General features: G+C 35.3%; 15 protein-coding genes. 12 read left to right on the top strand and 3 right to left on the bottom strand.

Features of this window, described 5'->3' with window-relative positions; translation table 11 throughout:
- Positions 1–2 precede the first annotated feature (2 nt).
- The 3 genes from nrdG to B5D46_RS03170 all read right to left on the bottom strand — a co-directional run bounded on the left by nrdG (position 3) and on the right by B5D46_RS03170 (position 3105).
- Positions 3–533 carry an anaerobic ribonucleoside-triphosphate reductase activating protein gene (nrdG, locus tag B5D46_RS03165; protein WP_051639108.1) on the bottom strand — a complete coding sequence of 177 codons (531 nt, stop codon included), beginning with the start codon at positions 531–533 and terminating at the stop codon, positions 3–5.
- An 85-nt stretch (positions 534–618) separates the two neighbouring features.
- A complete protein-coding gene (gene nrdD / locus B5D46_RS12025) occupies positions 619–777 on the bottom strand; it encodes an anaerobic ribonucleoside-triphosphate reductase (protein ID WP_074838306.1) in 159 nt (52 codons plus the stop codon).
- Positions 778–840: 63 nt separating this feature from the next.
- A complete protein-coding gene (locus B5D46_RS03170) occupies positions 841–3105 on the bottom strand; it encodes an anaerobic ribonucleoside triphosphate reductase (protein WP_078928198.1) in 2265 nt (754 codons plus the stop codon).
- A gap of 239 nt (positions 3106–3344) precedes the next feature.
- On the opposite strand from B5D46_RS03170, the gene earP reads away from it, so the two are divergent.
- The 12 genes from earP (at position 3345) to B5D46_RS03235 (ending at position 15460) form a co-directional block, all read left to right on the top strand.
- Positions 3345–4388, top strand: coding sequence for an elongation factor P maturation arginine rhamnosyltransferase EarP (earP, locus tag B5D46_RS03175; RefSeq protein WP_159443008.1), 1044 nt, complete (start codon positions 3345–3347; stop codon positions 4386–4388).
- A gap of 310 nt (positions 4389–4698) precedes the next feature.
- Positions 4699–5262 (top strand): elongation factor P, encoded by a 564-nt coding sequence (gene efp, locus B5D46_RS03180; RefSeq protein ID WP_031490844.1) that lies wholly within the window; start codon positions 4699–4701, stop codon positions 5260–5262.
- Positions 5263–5570: 308 nt separating this feature from the next.
- A complete protein-coding gene (locus B5D46_RS03185; protein WP_078928200.1) occupies positions 5571–6200 on the top strand; it encodes a GNAT family N-acetyltransferase in 630 nt (209 codons plus the stop codon).
- A 449-nt stretch (positions 6201–6649) separates the two neighbouring features.
- Positions 6650–6952, top strand: coding sequence for a DUF3781 domain-containing protein (locus B5D46_RS03190; protein WP_234973812.1), 303 nt, complete (start codon positions 6650–6652; stop codon positions 6950–6952).
- Between the two features lie 626 nt (positions 6953–7578).
- The gene (gene mnmG, locus B5D46_RS03195) at positions 7579–9465 is read left to right on the top strand and encodes a tRNA uridine-5-carboxymethylaminomethyl(34) synthesis enzyme MnmG (protein ID WP_078928202.1); all 1887 of its coding nucleotides are present in this window, start codon (positions 7579–7581) and stop codon (positions 9463–9465) included.
- A gap of 10 nt (positions 9466–9475) precedes the next feature.
- The gene (gene rsmG / locus B5D46_RS03200; protein WP_078928203.1) at positions 9476–10138 is read left to right on the top strand and encodes a 16S rRNA (guanine(527)-N(7))-methyltransferase RsmG; all 663 of its coding nucleotides are present in this window, start codon (positions 9476–9478) and stop codon (positions 10136–10138) included.
- A gap of 10 nt (positions 10139–10148) precedes the next feature.
- Positions 10149–10913 carry a ParA family protein gene (locus B5D46_RS03205; RefSeq protein ID WP_078928204.1) on the top strand — a complete coding sequence of 255 codons (765 nt, stop codon included), beginning with the start codon at positions 10149–10151 and terminating at the stop codon, positions 10911–10913.
- A 12-nt stretch (positions 10914–10925) separates the two neighbouring features.
- On the top strand, positions 10926–12626 hold the full coding sequence (locus tag B5D46_RS03210) for a ParB/RepB/Spo0J family partition protein (RefSeq protein WP_078928205.1): 1701 nt from the start codon (positions 10926–10928) through the stop codon (positions 12624–12626).
- A gap of 561 nt (positions 12627–13187) precedes the next feature.
- On the top strand, positions 13188–14141 hold the full coding sequence (atpB, locus tag B5D46_RS03220; protein WP_078928207.1) for a F0F1 ATP synthase subunit A: 954 nt from the start codon (positions 13188–13190) through the stop codon (positions 14139–14141).
- A 29-nt stretch (positions 14142–14170) separates the two neighbouring features.
- Positions 14171–14404, top strand: coding sequence for a F0F1 ATP synthase subunit C (gene atpE / locus B5D46_RS03225; protein WP_031490852.1), 234 nt, complete (start codon positions 14171–14173; stop codon positions 14402–14404).
- A 31-nt stretch (positions 14405–14435) separates the two neighbouring features.
- A complete protein-coding gene (locus B5D46_RS03230; RefSeq protein ID WP_031490853.1) occupies positions 14436–14906 on the top strand; it encodes a F0F1 ATP synthase subunit B in 471 nt (156 codons plus the stop codon).
- A 17-nt stretch (positions 14907–14923) separates the two neighbouring features.
- A complete protein-coding gene (locus B5D46_RS03235) occupies positions 14924–15460 on the top strand; it encodes a F0F1 ATP synthase subunit delta (protein ID WP_078928208.1) in 537 nt (178 codons plus the stop codon).
- The last annotated feature ends 14 nt before the right edge of the window (positions 15461–15474 follow it).

Genomic DNA, 15474 nt, shown 5'->3' on the forward strand with positions numbered 1-15474 from the left:
AACTAAACAAATCCTTCCATTAAAACAACTTTATTCTGCTTTAATGATTCCTGAACGTTGATAATTCTCTGATTGGTTGAACCTCTGAAATCAATATCCATAGATTTCTGAGCCAAAATAAATGGACCATCAACTAAAACATCCAGCTGTTCTAAAAGTTTTCTGTAAATTGGATCAACAACCAGTTTCTCATATACAAAGCCAGAATAAGACCACAGAGAATAGCCCTTGGCTCTTAGGATTTTAGCGAGAATACTGAGAGTACCAGCCTGTATAAATGGTTCTCCACCTGAAAAGGTAACACCTTTTATCAATGGATTATTAATAAACTCGTCATATAAGACTCTTAGTTTAACATCCATTCCTCCATCAAGAGGCTGAGCCTGAGGATTATGGCATCCTTTGCAGCGGAAAGGGCAACCTTGAGTAAAAATAACATAACGAATACCAGGACCGTCAACGATAGATTCATTAACAGCACCAGCAATTCTTAAAGTTGTTGTATCAAGTATTGATAAATCTGAGTCGGACATTTTACATGTATTCTTAATGAAAAAACGCCTTATCATCCAATCTCATGATTAGACTTAAGGCGTACAAGAACTAAAAGATAAATAGTTAAACGTGCATGTGTTTTACACGATCTCTTTCTTCAGCCTTTTTGCCATCATTGAAGCGATCTAGTGTTCCAACCAAATAGCCGGTTACGCGTCTAATTCTCTCGAATTTAACACCTTCACCAACAATACCATTACGAGCATGTAGTCTAGTTTGCATTGTTCACGTCCTCTCAAATAATAATAAAATTGCTGTAGATTTTTCAATTGGTTAATAAAACTGTTAACCAGTGCAGATGCATCCAACACCTAGCTTACGTAATCTTTCGATGCTTACGCCCTCGCCGTCCTTTCGACCGCATCTTGGGCATGTATCTCCGATAACACCTACGTAATTACATACTGGGCAGCGGTCAACAGGATGGTTAATAGAACCATAATTTACACCGCATTCCTTCATATACAGAATTACGTCTTCGAAAGCTTTAACGTTCTTGGTTAAATCACCATCCATTTCAACGTAGGAAATAGAACCTGCGTTACATAACTCATGGAATGGACCTTCAGTTTTAATCTTTTCTGCTGCAGATATTTCGTAGTAAACAGGAACATGGAAGCTGTTAGTATAATAATCTCTATCAGTTACTCCAGGAATGCTTCCATATAGCTTTCTATCCAATTTTACAAAACGTCCTGACAGACCTTCTGCTGGGGTTGAGAACAATGAGAAATTCAGACCGGATTCAACCATCTTCTTGTCTGTTAACTCTCTCATATGTTTAATAATCTTGTAACCTAAATCGTAAGCTTCCTTACTTTCTCCATGATGCTTACCGATAAGAGCAACAAGACACTCAGCTAAACCAATAAATCCTACAGAAAGAGAACCGTTTTTAATTACATCCTCAATTGTATCTTCTGGATTTAATTTTTCAGAGTCAATCCAAACACCCTGTCCCATTAAGAAAGGATAGTTTAGAACCTGCTTTTTAGCAATGATATTGAATCTATCCATCAGCTGATCGAAGACCATATATACCATTTTGTCTAGTGAATCAAAGAATTTGCTGATTGATCCATGAGCTTCAATAGCCAGACGAGGTAGATTTACAGTAGTGAATGACAGATTTCCACGACCAGGAATGATTTCCTTAGTCTTATCATAATAGTTTCCGAAAACACGAGTTCTGCATCCCATTACAGCAAGTTCTGTCTCAGGATGACCTTCCTTGTAATACTGCATGTTGTATGGAGCATCAAGGAAAGAGAAGTTAGGGAACAGTCTCTTTGCAGATACCTTACATGCTAATTCAAATAAATCGAAGTTAGGATCACCTGGCTTGGTATTGATTCCATCCTTTACCTTAAAAATCTGTACAGGGAAGATTGGAGTCTCACCGCCACCTAAACCGGCATCTGTTGCCATCAGAACATTCTTCATCAGCATTCTCTGTTCAGGAGTTGTTCCTGTACCATAGTTAATAGATGAGAATGGAACCTGAGCACCAGCTCTAGACTGCATAGAGTTAAGGTTATGAATAAGAGCTTCCATTGCCTGGTAAGTTTCTCTCTCAGTAAGCTTTAGAGCCTCGCTCATAACATAATCTACATCAGAATCGATATTTGATGATTCATACTTTGAAAGAAGCTCTTTAACCTTACCTCTGATGATTGAAGAAACTTCATCTGACAGGCAGGTTTTGTGCTTAGCATAAAGCTCTTTGCACAGATCCTTTAATTCCTTTACATCTATATCATCATTTCTTAAGCAAACACATAAAACCTTACATAGATGCTTTGAGTATGAAACTGCAACGTATGGAGCAAGGTCGTACTCAAATAAAGGAATAGACTGACCACCATGCTGATCATTCTGATTTGACTGAATAGCAATACAGCATAATGCAGCAGCAGACTGAATTGACTGAGGCTCACGAAGGAAACCATGTCCTGTGCTGAAACCACGCTCGAATAAACCTTTCAGACTGATCTGACAGCAGTTGATGGTTAGCATGTAGAAATCTAAATCATGGATATGAATATCGCCACGAGAATGAGCAATTGAATGCTCTGGACGTAAAACATATCTGCGAACATAGTCTTTAGCACCTTCAGAACCGAATCTTAACATCAGACCCATAGGAGCGTTTGCATCAATATTTGCATTCTCTCTCTTAAGATCCATGTCAGCAGTGCTCTTAGAGGTAAGATCTCTATAGATCTTTGTCAGGTCATTGTTATAAGTTCTGACCTTGGTTCTGTTCTGACGATACAGAATGAAGTTCTTGGCCTCTGCAGCCATACCTTCTTTAATCAGAACCTTTTCAATAATATCCTGAGTATTTTCTACTGAAGGGGCTTCTAGATTCTGCTTCTCAATCTCGTTTACAACCTGACGTGTAAACTTCTGTACGAGTTCTTCTTCATAAGCAGATGTAGATTTATCGTCTGGATGAGCTGAAATCAAAGATTTTCTAATTGCGTTGGATATCTTATCTTCGTTAAAAGAAACCTTTCTACCATCTCTTTTTACAATAAATCTGATCATACTTAAGTCCGTACTTCTAAAGAATATTTTTTTTCTTAAAAATTATATATTTAGAATTTAAATATATATAATTCAACAAGTTAGTTATTCAAACATTGTCTATATTATGTACAATCAGCCCCCCTAATTCAAGGCAAAAAAATTCTCTCTCGCCTCTTGACAAAATTTTGTCTAAAATTAAATTCAGCTATCTTGACAAGAAAAAATGTTCTACAAATTATTATGTTAGGTGAATGAAGTTGATTGATGTTTTCTGTGACGTTATCGATAATTTTGGTGATGCTGGAGTTTGTTTGAGACTCTGTAGAGATTTTTCAAAAAAAAATTTTGAGGTTCGTCTCTTTTGTAATAATGTCAATATATTGAACAAAATCACAAATTCAGAAGATAATTCCAATCGATTTTTAAGCCTTTTATCATGGTCTGATAACATAAGTAGTTACACACCTTCAGAAGTAGTAATTCAGGCCTTCTCAGTAAGGCTTCCTGAAGAACTAATAAAAAAAATCAAAACCAAAAAATCCATTGTCGTAAATCTTGAGTATCTTACAGCTGAACCATTCGCTGAAGATTGCCATAAACTGCCTTCATATTCAGACGGAATAGAAAGTTACTTCTTCTTTCCAGGTTTTACCAAGAAAACTGGAGGAGTTGTAATAGAGGAGTCTTTCCTGAATAAAATAAAGAAAAAAAAATCTGAAGAATCAAAGAGTATTACTTTATTCAGCTATGAGAATGAGAAAGTTAAAACAGTAGTTAATTCATTAAGCAAAAAGAATTTAATTCTCAACATATTTGAAGGAAAAGGATTAAATAACTTTAATAACCTGTTTAAATTAAATCTTAAAACCGGAGATCAGTTTAAGCTTAATGAAATTACAGTCAATGTTCTTCCTATGGTAAGTCAGGACGAATACGACTCTTATTTGATTGATTCGTACATAAATCTTGTAAGAGGAGAAGATTCAATTGTTAGAGCAATGCTTACCGGAAATCCATTCCTATGGCATATATATCCTCAGGAAGAGAATGCCCACAAAGTAAAAATAGATGCCCTTTTCGACAGAATGAACGAGGTATGTACAAATAAGGATGATGTTGAGAGACTAAGAAAAATAACTCTCAGCTACAACGGTTTCTCTGACTATTTAAACAATATCGATCTTTTGGATTTCTACGACAGCTGGAAAAGACTTTCAGAGGAATGGTCCTCACACCTTATATCTTTAGGATCTCTAACCGACAATTTAATCGAATTTCTAAAAACTAAGACTGATTTTTAGAAAAAATGAAAAAAGATAAAAACAAAATACAATTTAAAACCAATTAATAGAGAAAAAAGTTGTCTAAAGATAGTAAACATGCCTTTAAATCTGTTAGAATGTCACGTTATATTTTCACTCTTGTATAATAGAGTGACATTCAGAAGATGCTCTGTGTAGTTCACACTAAGTTAGCGTTTAAATTGTTTAAATCAGTTTAATAGAATGGCAGGGACCGCATAAGACATCATGAACAATATTTTTTATTGTTAATGGCTGGATTAATGTCCTTGCCTATAGATTTAAATTTAATTATTCAAAGGGTTTAATAATGAAATTAGCTCAAGAAATCCGCACTGGCAACGTAATCATGTTAAATGGCAATCCTATGGTTGTTCAGAAGACTGAGTACAGCAAATCAGGCCGTAACGCTGCAGTTGTAAAAATGAAGTTAAAGAACCTGTTATCAAACGGTGGTACCGAAACTGTTTTCCGTGCTGACGACCGTTTAGATGACGTTGTTCTAGAGCGTAAAGAGTGCACCTACTCATACTACGGTGATCCACTATACGTATTCATGGATGAAGAATTCAATCAGTACGAGATTGAGAAAGACAACATGGGTGATGTTCTAAACTACCTAGTTGACGGTATGGAAGATATCTGCCAGGTTACTTTCTACAATGGTAAGGCTATCTCTGTTGAGTTACCTATCACCATCGTTCGTGAAGTTGAGTACACCGAGCCAGCAGTTAAGGGCGATACCTCAGGTAAGGTTGTTAAGCCAGCTCGTCTAGCTGTAACTGGTTATGAAATCTCAGTTCCAGATTTCGTAAACATCGGCGACAAGATCGAAATCGATACTCGTACCAACGAGTTCAAGAAGCGTGTTTAATTTTAATTTAAACATATCTTCACAAGGCCCATCTACACGATGGGCTTTTTTATTGTCTTTACAAAAATCCCATCTTTATTTTTAAATTCACATACACCTTATTCTTATTACAAAATAAATAATTGCTGTATAAATAAATATTCAACGTTTTTTGGTTGTAGAATTAGTTCAAACCAACCTAATCATGGAGTGTATTTTTGTTTAATTTAACTTCACTGGAGATTGTAGGCTAGCCGGGAGGTTTGCGTACAATCGGTAACCTCCCGCCATAAGGCAATTGCAGTTAACAATTTTCGGGAGTTTAAATAATGAATAGAAATAACTACTGTCAGATACGTTTAGAAACAGCAGCAGACCACAGAAAGGTTGAGAATCTGATTAGAGAATCTTTCTGGAACGTATATCGTCCTGGATGCAGTGAGCATTACGTAATCCATGTTCTAAGACAGGATACCTCTTTTGTGAAGGAGCTTGATTTAGTAATGGAAATGAACGGACAGCTGATTGGACAGAACATGTTCATAAAAACCGTAATCAATGCTGACGATGGTCGTGATATACCGGTTCTGACAATGGGACCAATCTGTATAGCCCCTCATTTAAGGAGAAATGGATATGGTCTACAGCTTCTGGATTACTCTCTTAAAAAAGCAGCCGAACTAGGTTATGGTGCAGTTCTTTTTGAAGGAGATATTGAATTTTATGGAAAATGCGGCTTCAAATACGCCCGAGAATTCTCCATAAGATACCATGATCTTCCTGAGGATGCAGACTCATCATTCTTTTTATGTAAGGAGCTGATACTAGGTTATCTTAATGGAATAACAGGTATATATCAGACACCACAGGGATATTACGTTGAAGATGCTGATGTTGAAAGATTTGACAGCTCATTTCCATCAAAAGTAAAAATGAAGCTTCCAGGACAACTGTTTTAGTTTTCTAGATATAGCTTAATTGAATCTCACTTACAGAGTTTTCCATAACATATGTAAGTGAGATTTTAATTTTTAGCTTCTCAAAACAGATTGTTAAGATCTTTTATATAAAAAAACACCTATATGTAGGTGTCAATTTCCACAAAAAACAGAAAAAAATATATGTTCAATATATTCAACAAGTTGTTAATAAGTCTGTGGAAAACTATTTGAAAATTTGATGAAAAACTTCTGAAAAAACAGTTGATAAATACATATAAAAAATAGTCTGTTGAAAAGTAGGCACTTTCCCACAGATTTTCCCACGATTACCACCATCTTATAAACATAGTTTTTTCTTTATAACTATTTGATTTAAAATAAAAATATACACTTCCCACAGATTTTTCCTTCATAAAAATAATAAAAATAACATATATATAGATAATTAATATAAAGTTATTATGATTATGGAACGTATTGTTTATTCACATAAAAATCAAAAAGAAAATTTGGAAAAAATGAATAATCCAGAAGAATTAATAAAAAGTCTTTCAAAACTTCATACAACGAAAATGGGAGAGGAAAGAATTAAGAGAAATCTTAATTTTTCAGAATGTGATGTTGTTGAGTACTGCAGACAGATAATAACTTCAAAAGAATGTAATATTACAAAACAGGGAAAGAACTGGTACTGTAGAAAGGATGGAATAGTAATTACAGTAAACTCATACAGTATTACCATTATTACAGCTCATATAGCAAAGAAGTAAATACACCTTAATTAGCCAGAAACACAATTCAAATCAGCATATCTTATGTATGCTCCAGCATAATCAGACCTCTTCATGTTGAGAAATATGAAGATTTCTAAAAAAAACATCTTTATTTGCTAATTAATTCAATGAAGATTATTTAAAGGATTAATAGATAAAAGTGATGATTTATAAGAAGTTAACTATCTTTCTAATTAGTTAGAACTTTCTCTTACATTATTAATGCAAAAAAAATATAGATGAAAATCTCATTTTTTATAACTAATTTTGTAAAATATCACCTGTTAAAAAATTGTGGAAAACTTTTTGAAAACTATTTGAAAATCTTTTGAAAAATAGGTTGATAAATCTGTATAATTTTTAGGCTGTTAATAACTACGGCTTTTTCCACAATAAACCAACTAAAAACCACAGCTTTTTAAACAAAGTTTATTACAAATAATTATTTGATTTTTAAATAAAAAATTAATAATCCACAGATAATCAAAGCTAAATAATAATAAAAATAAATATATATATATAAATAAATTAATAAGATCTTATTACTATTTTCGAAGCTTGTTTTCTGTAGGAAAAATTAAAAAATTGATCATATAAATAGATCCGATCCTATAGGTTTGATGATGAATAGTTTTAGAAATTTTGATGTCATAGTAATTGGTGCAGGACATGCTGGTATTGAAGCTGCAGCAGCAAGTGCCAGAATGAACTGTAAAACATTACTTTTAACTCACAATCTGGAAACAGTTGGTGAGATGTCCTGTAATCCTGCTTTTGGTGGTATCGGTAAAGGTCATCTTATTAAAGAAATAGATGCTATGGGTGGTGTTTGCCCTACAGCTATTGATCAGGCAGGTATTCAGTTTAGAACTTTAAATTCATCTAAAGGTCCAGCTGTTAGAGCAACCAGAGCTCAGACTGATCGTCACCTATATAAGGAAGTGATGAGAAAGACTTTATGGAATTATGACAACTTAACCATATTCCAGCAGCCAGCTACTGAAATTATCTATAAAGATCAGACTATTAGCGGTGTTAAAACTGCAGCAGGAATTGAATTCTACTGTAAAGCTGTAGTTATCTGTGCAGGAACCTTCCTAAACGGTTTAATTCATATTGGTTTAAATCATTACACCGGTGGTAGAGCTGGTGATCCTGCTTCAATCGGTCTTGCTGAAAATCTAAAGGATTTAGGTCTAAAGGTTGGAAGACTAAAAACCGGTACTCCTGCCCGTATTGTTGCAAGCTCAATTGATTACTCAAAGATGACAAAACAGGATCCTGAGTATCCTCAGCCTGCTTTCTCATTTATGAATGAGGAAAAACTTCATCCAACTCAGGTTCCTTGCTACATTACAAAGACCAATGAGCGTACTCATGAGATTATTAGAGGCGGACTAGACAGAAGTCCTCTTTATTCTGGTGTTATTCATTCAATTGGACCTCGTTACTGTCCTTCTATTGAAGATAAGATTGTTAGATATCCAGATAGAGATTCTCATCAGGTATTTATTGAGCCAGAAGGATTAACATCTCCTCTTGTATATCCAAATGGAATTTCAACATCACTTCCATTTGATGTTCAGGAGAATTTCATCAGATCTATTGAAGGTCTGGAGAATGCAATCATTGCAAGACCAGGTTATGCAATTGAATATGATTTCTATGATCCTAGAGAGTTATCTGTTTCAATGCAGTCTAAGAAAGTACCTGGTTTATTCCTGGCAGGACAGGTAAATGGTACAACCGGTTATGAAGAAGCTGCAGCTCAGGGACTTCTTGCTGGTATCAATGCCGGACTTTATGTAAAGGGACAGCCTGCATGGTTCCCTCGTAGAAATGAGGCTTATGTTGGTGTTCTTATGGATGATCTATGTACTTTAGGTACTAAAGAGCCATACAGAATGTTTACATCTCGTGCCGAGTACAGACTGATTCTTCGTGAGGATAATGCTGATCTGAGATTGACTCCAAAGGCAAGAGAATTAGGTATTATCTCTGATGAGAGATGGAAAAGATTCGAAGAGAAACAGAACCAGATCGAAAAAGAGAAGGCAAGATTAAGAGAAATCTCTGTTAAACCTTCTTCTGAGATGGGACAGAATATTAACAAGATTCTTAATAATCCTATGTCTCAGGAACAGAGTCTTGAAGAAATCCTGAGAAGACCTGAGGTTAAGTTTGATGCTTTAATCAAGACAACCGGTCTTGAGCCTATTGCTACAACAGAGCAGTCTATAGAACAGGTTGAAATTCAAGTAAAATATCAGGGATATCTTCAGAGAGAACTTGACGATATCAAGAAGAAGAAAACAAATGAGCAGACTCTGCTACCATTGGATTTTGATTATAAGAATATTAAAGCATTATCTAATGAGGTTGCTCAGAAGCTTAATGAATACAAGCCAGAAACTATTGGTATGGCATCAAGAATTTCTGGTGTAACACCTGCAGCTATTTCAATCCTATTAGTTCATCTTAAGAAGATGGATTTATTAGGTAAAAATTAAAGGTTAATCTATGGGAAGAAAAGATAGTACTGTTAATCAGGCTGAAATCCTTGGACAGATCAGAAATTTAATGTCAAAAACTGATGTTGAATATACTGAAGAACAACTTGAAAAATTAGCAACCTTAGTTGTTTTGCTGTGTAAATGGAATACAGCTCTGAATCTGACAGCTATTAGAGAGCCTGAAAAGATTGTTGTTCTCCATATTCTGGATAGTGCTGTTATTTCTCCTTTAATCAAGGAAAAAAATAATATTGCAGATGTGGGAACAGGTGCAGGGTTTCCTGGTTTAGTACTTGCTATACTAAACCCTGAGAAAAAATTTACACTGATTGACTCTATTGCAAAGAAGCTTTCTTTTGTTAGAACAGCAATGACAACACTGGGTCTTAAAAACGTAACAATAATAAATGACCGTTGTGAAAACATTGTTCCTGAAGATAAATTCGAATGTATTTTAAGTAGAGCTTTTGCGCCATTATGCAAAATTGTTGAATGGTGTGAGAACTTGATTGCAGAGTCTGGTGTTTTTATCTGTATGAAAGCAAATTTGGAAGATAATGAATTGAATGATCTTCCTAAAAATGCTCAAATAGAAAGTATAATTGATTTGAAAGTACCTTCATTGGATGCTAATAGAAAAGCTGTTATATTGAAGCTACATAAAGCATAAGGACTATAAATTGACTAAAGTTATTGCTATTGCTAATCAGAAAGGTGGTGTGGGCAAGACCACTACGTGCGTGAATTTAGCTGCATCTTTGGCAGCAATGCAAAAAAAAGTCCTGGTTATAGACTGTGATCCTCAGGGTAATGCCACTATGGCATCAGGTGTATCCAAGTTCGGATTAGAGAAATCTATAACAAACGTTCTAATTGATGGTTTGGATGTTAAAGAGGCGATAGTAAAGGAAACTGAAGGTGATTTTCATCTGATTCCAGCTAACGAAGATTTAACAGCTGCCGAAGTTAATCTTCTTGATAAATTCGGTAGAGAGAATTTCCTGAAAAAGGCTCTTGAGCCAATCAAATCATCTTATGATTTAATTCTTATTGATTGTCCTCCTTCTTTAAATATTCTGACTGTTAATGCACTTTGTGCATCAGATTCTATTCTGGTTCCTCTTCAGTGTGAGTATTTCGCACTTGAAGGTCTGACCTTATTGATTGAAACAGTCGATCAGTTAGCCACTGCTGTAAATCCAAAGCTAAAGATCGAAGGAATTCTTCGTACCATGTTTGATAACCGAAACAGATTATCTACTGATGTATCTGATGAGTTAAAAAAGAATTTCGGTGATTTGGTGTACGAAACTATTATTCCAAGAAATGTAAGACTTGCTGAGGCTCCAAGTTATGGTAAGCCAGCAATGTACTATGATAAATCTTCAGTCGGCTCTAAGGCTTATTTAGCATTAGCTGCAGAAGTAATCGAAAAAACAAAATAAAAGGGGACTCATATGGCAGGCTTAGGACGTGGACTAGGTTCACTATTAGGTGAATCCCAAAAAATAAAAAAAGAAAGACAGAAGATTGAGGTTGCAGAGGAAAAAGCTCAGGAATCATCTCCTGCTGAATCTGCAGAGGCTGTTTCTAATAATTCAGTTGTTAATATCTCAATTGATAAGTTAAAAGCGTCTATATATCAGCCAAGAAAAATTTTTGATGAGGATTCTTTAAACGAGTTAGCTGACTCAATTAAAGAACATGGATTATTAGAACCTCTAATTGTTAAGAAATCTGAAGATATATACGAAATCATCTGTGGTGAAAGAAGATTCAGAGCTTGCCAATTAGCTTCACTGACAGAGATCCCTTGTCTAGTAAGAGATGATCTTGATTCAAACGGCTATGCTTTAGCACTTATCGAAAATATCCAGAGAGAAGACTTAAATCCTCTGGAAATGGCTGAAGCATTTAAGCAGATGCTTGAAGAGTGTCAGATCAGTCAGGAAGAATTAGCTAAAACTCTTGGAAAATCAAGAAGTACTGTTACTAATATAATCAGACTTAATAATCTTCAGGAAGATGTTAAGAAAATGGTTGTGGCCAATCAGATCGATCTTGGTCATGCAAAGGTTCTTTTATCAATTGAAGATTTAGATTTACAGTTAAAAGCAGCTCTTTACGTCATCAAAAAGTCTTTAAATGTAAGACAGACTGAAGAACTTGTTAAGAACATTAAAGTTAACGGCTTTGATGAAACAAAGAACAAGAAGGTTGTTTTCACCAGCGAGAAATTCGGCGAATGGGAAAAGATAATTCGTCAGAACTTATCTGGTATTAAGGCTAAATTCAAGGCAACCAGTGATTCTAAAGGAAAACTTACTCTTGCCTATTCATCTGTTGAACAGCTTGAATCTCTTTTAAACAAGCTATCAATTGATGCTGATGTTAAAGATCTGAACGTAACACCAACTCTTGAGGATAATGTCGAGGAAGATATTTCTGCTGAAGAATCTGCTGCAGAAGATATTTCTTCAAATGATATTCCATCAGAGGAGATTACTTCAGAAGAAATCGTTTCTGAAGAAGTACCTGCAGAGGAAGCTTTATCTGAAGATGTAGCCGGTGACGAATCAGCTGTTGAAGAACCTGTATCTGAAGAAGTTGTTGCTGATGAAACTGCTCCTAAAGAATCAGTTTCAGAAGAAATCGCTCCTGAAGAAGCTACTGCTGAGGAAGCAGTTTCAGAAGATGTTGCTACTGAAGATGTAGCAGCTGAGGAAGCTGTGCCAGAAGATGCTGCTGTAGACGATATAGCAGCTGAAGATGCTGTATCTGAAGAGATTGCTGCAGATGAAGTAGCTCCTGAAGAAGCTGTATCAGAAGAGATTGCTGCTGATGAGGTAAATCCTGAAGAGGTTGTATCAGAAGAGATTGCTGCTGATGAGGTAAATCCTGAAGAGGTTGTATCAGAAGAGATCGCTGCTGATGAGGTAAATCCTGAAGAGGTTGTATCAGAAGAGATTGCTGCTGATGAAGTAAATCCTGAAGAAGTTGTCTCAGAGGAAGTTGCTCCTGAAGAGGTTATCTCTGAAGACGTTTCTGTAGAAGAATTAGCTGCGTCAGAACCTGCACCAGAAGAGGGAACTGAAGAAGTAATCTCTGAAGATGTAAATATTGAAGATCTGATGGCTGAACAATCAGAAGAAAAGTGAAAATAATACAACTTCTGAAAATTAGTGATTAGGTTTTGATGATGCACATAGATAAAAAAATTATAAAAATATATGTTATAAATTTTTTTCTGTGTGCATTATTTTGTACAGTTTACTCATATTTTTTCGATAAAAATTATCTAATTAATATTGCTTCTGTTTTAGACGGCTTTGCCGTTTTCTCTATAATAATATTCATTTATTTTTACCTGGCAAACAGAAATTCTTCCAATAAGCTCTTATCTCCTGGTTTTGTTGTGTATGAGCTTATATATGCCTTTCTCTTGAAGTTTGCCGTTCTTATATTTCTTTTAACCCTTAGTTTTAAAATATTTGATTTAAATAACAAAATGATAATTTTAACTTTCAGTTATATGGTTATTTTGCGTTTGATCATTTATTTTAAGAGAGGGCTAAATGATAATTTACGCTAATAACTACATACAAAATATGAATTTTTGCTTTTGACAAAAAAAGTAAATAGTCGTATTTTTTTACGTTGGTTATCGAGCTAAGTCATTAAATTAGTTCTTAATTACAAATAAATGTAGGATGTGTTTTATGTCAGAGAGTAATTCTCAAGGATATATATCTCATCATCTTCACTTTCTTCAGGTTGATCTGCGCGATTTTTCCGTTGTAGACAGTGTTAAGGCGACCGATCAGTCTGCCTTTCAGCAGTGTATGACAAATGGAGGAGAACAGGAAAATTGTCTGACTCAGGTTGGAACTGAAAAGTGCAAGTTGACAGATTTAGGATCTGGAGTTTGTTATGCTGAGCATCATGCATCAGCAGAGTCAAAGATAGTAAATCCTTATACTCTTAATCTTGATTCGTTAGGATTGACTGTAATATTAGGTTTTCTATTTTTGATTTTATTCAAATACGCATCTAAAAAGACTACTACTGGTGTTCCAAGTAAACTTCAGTGTTTTCTTGAGATGATTTTTGAATTCGTTCAGAGTACTGTAACAAGTATCTTTAAACGGAAGAGCAAACTTATAGCTCCTCTATCCCTAACCGTGTTCATGTGGATTTTCTTTATGAATCTGATGGACCTTCTACCAATCGATCTTATTCCTGAATTAGCAAAGAAGCTTGGAATTCCTTACTTCAGAGTAGTCCCATCCGCAGATGTTAATGTAACACTGTCTATGGCAGTTTGCGTTTTTCTTCTGATTTTTGCTTTCTCATTCAAGAATATTGGTGTAACCGGCTTCCTAAAGAGTTTAACTCTACACCCATTTCATCACTGGGCATTCATTCCAGTTAATTTCTTGTTGGAAGGTGTTTCCTTACTGTCAAAGCCAATTTCATTAGGTCTTCGACTTTTCGGAAATATGTATGCGGGTGAAATGATTTTCATCCTGATTGCTCTATTACCACTTTGGTATATCCAGTGGGTACTAAATGTACCTTGGGCTCTATTCCATATTTTAATTGTTACTTTACAGGCTTTTATTTTCATGGTCTTGACTATTGTTTATCTATCAATGGCCAGTGAAGAAGATTAATTTTATTTAAAAAAAACAGGAGATATAACATGGATGCGTCTTTAATTTACCTTGCTGCAGGTCTAATGATGGGCTTAGCTGCTATCGGTGCTGCTATCGGTATTGGTATCTTAGGTGGTAAGTTCTTGGAGGGTTCAGCAAGACAGCCTGATTTATTACCACTATTACGTACTCAGTTCTTCATCGTTATGGGTCTGGTTGATGCTATCCCTATGATTGGTGTTGGTTTAGGTATGTACTTAATGTTTGCTGTTGCAGGCTAATTAAGACTAACCAAATTTAGAGGTATCTAGATTGGAAATTAATGCAACTTTCGTAGGTCAGGCGGTAGCGTTTCTTATCTTCGCTGTGCTGTGCATGAAATATGTATGGCCACCTCTCCTTAATGCAATTGAGAAGAGACAGAAAGAAATTGCTGACGGTTTGACTGCTGCTGAAAAAGCTAAGAAAAGCTTAGAGCTAGCTAAAGAAGATGCAGCGGAAACTGTTCGTTCTGCTAAAGCAGAAGCTCAGAGAATTATTGAAGAAGCAAATAAGACCAGATCTCAGATTATCGACAAGGCTTCAGAAGAGGCCCAGGAAGAGCGTAAAAAGATTCTTGATTTAGCTCAGAGTGAGATTGAATCAGAGAAGAATAAAGCTCGCGAAGATTTAAGATCTGAAGTTATTTCTTTGGCTATTGCAGGTGCTGAGAAGATCATCAATGAAAAGATTGATGCTAAATCAGATGAAGCAATGTTAAAGAAGATAGCTGATTCGCTTTAGGATGAAGAGGTAATGTAATGGCTGAAAATTTGACTGTTGCAAGACCTTATGCTGAAGCTGCTTTTTCTTTCGCTGTTGATGAGAAAAAACTGGATGAGTGGCAGTGTATGCTTCAGGCTTTGTCTGAAGCTTATAAAAATGATTATTTTAGAGATCATTTGAAACTTGCTGCAAATTCATCTGCTGCGGCCGACAGTCTTATTTCGCTGTTAAAGCCTGCAAATCTCATTGATGAACATGGTGAGAATTTCGTAAAGATTATTGGTGAAAACAATCGTTTTGAAGTTCTTCCTGATATCTATGATGAATTCGTAAGATTGAGACAGAAACACGATAAGTGTATTTCCGCTCAGCTTATATCCGCAAGAGCTTTTGCTGAAAGCGAAATAAAACTGATAAAGGATAAACTGGCAAAGAAATACGACTGTACCGTAACCGTAGAGCAGATTATCGATAAGAACCTTATCGGTGGTGCCGTTCTAAAGGTTGGCGACAAAGTTATCGATGCTAGTGTAAGGACAAGTTTAAAGAACCTGTCTTCAACCCTCAGATAAGAAAGAGGATAAAT

The sequence above is a fragment of the Succinivibrio dextrinosolvens DSM 3072 genome, assembly GCF_900167015.1.
Classification (GTDB): domain Bacteria; phylum Pseudomonadota; class Gammaproteobacteria; order Enterobacterales; family Succinivibrionaceae; genus Succinivibrio; species Succinivibrio dextrinosolvens.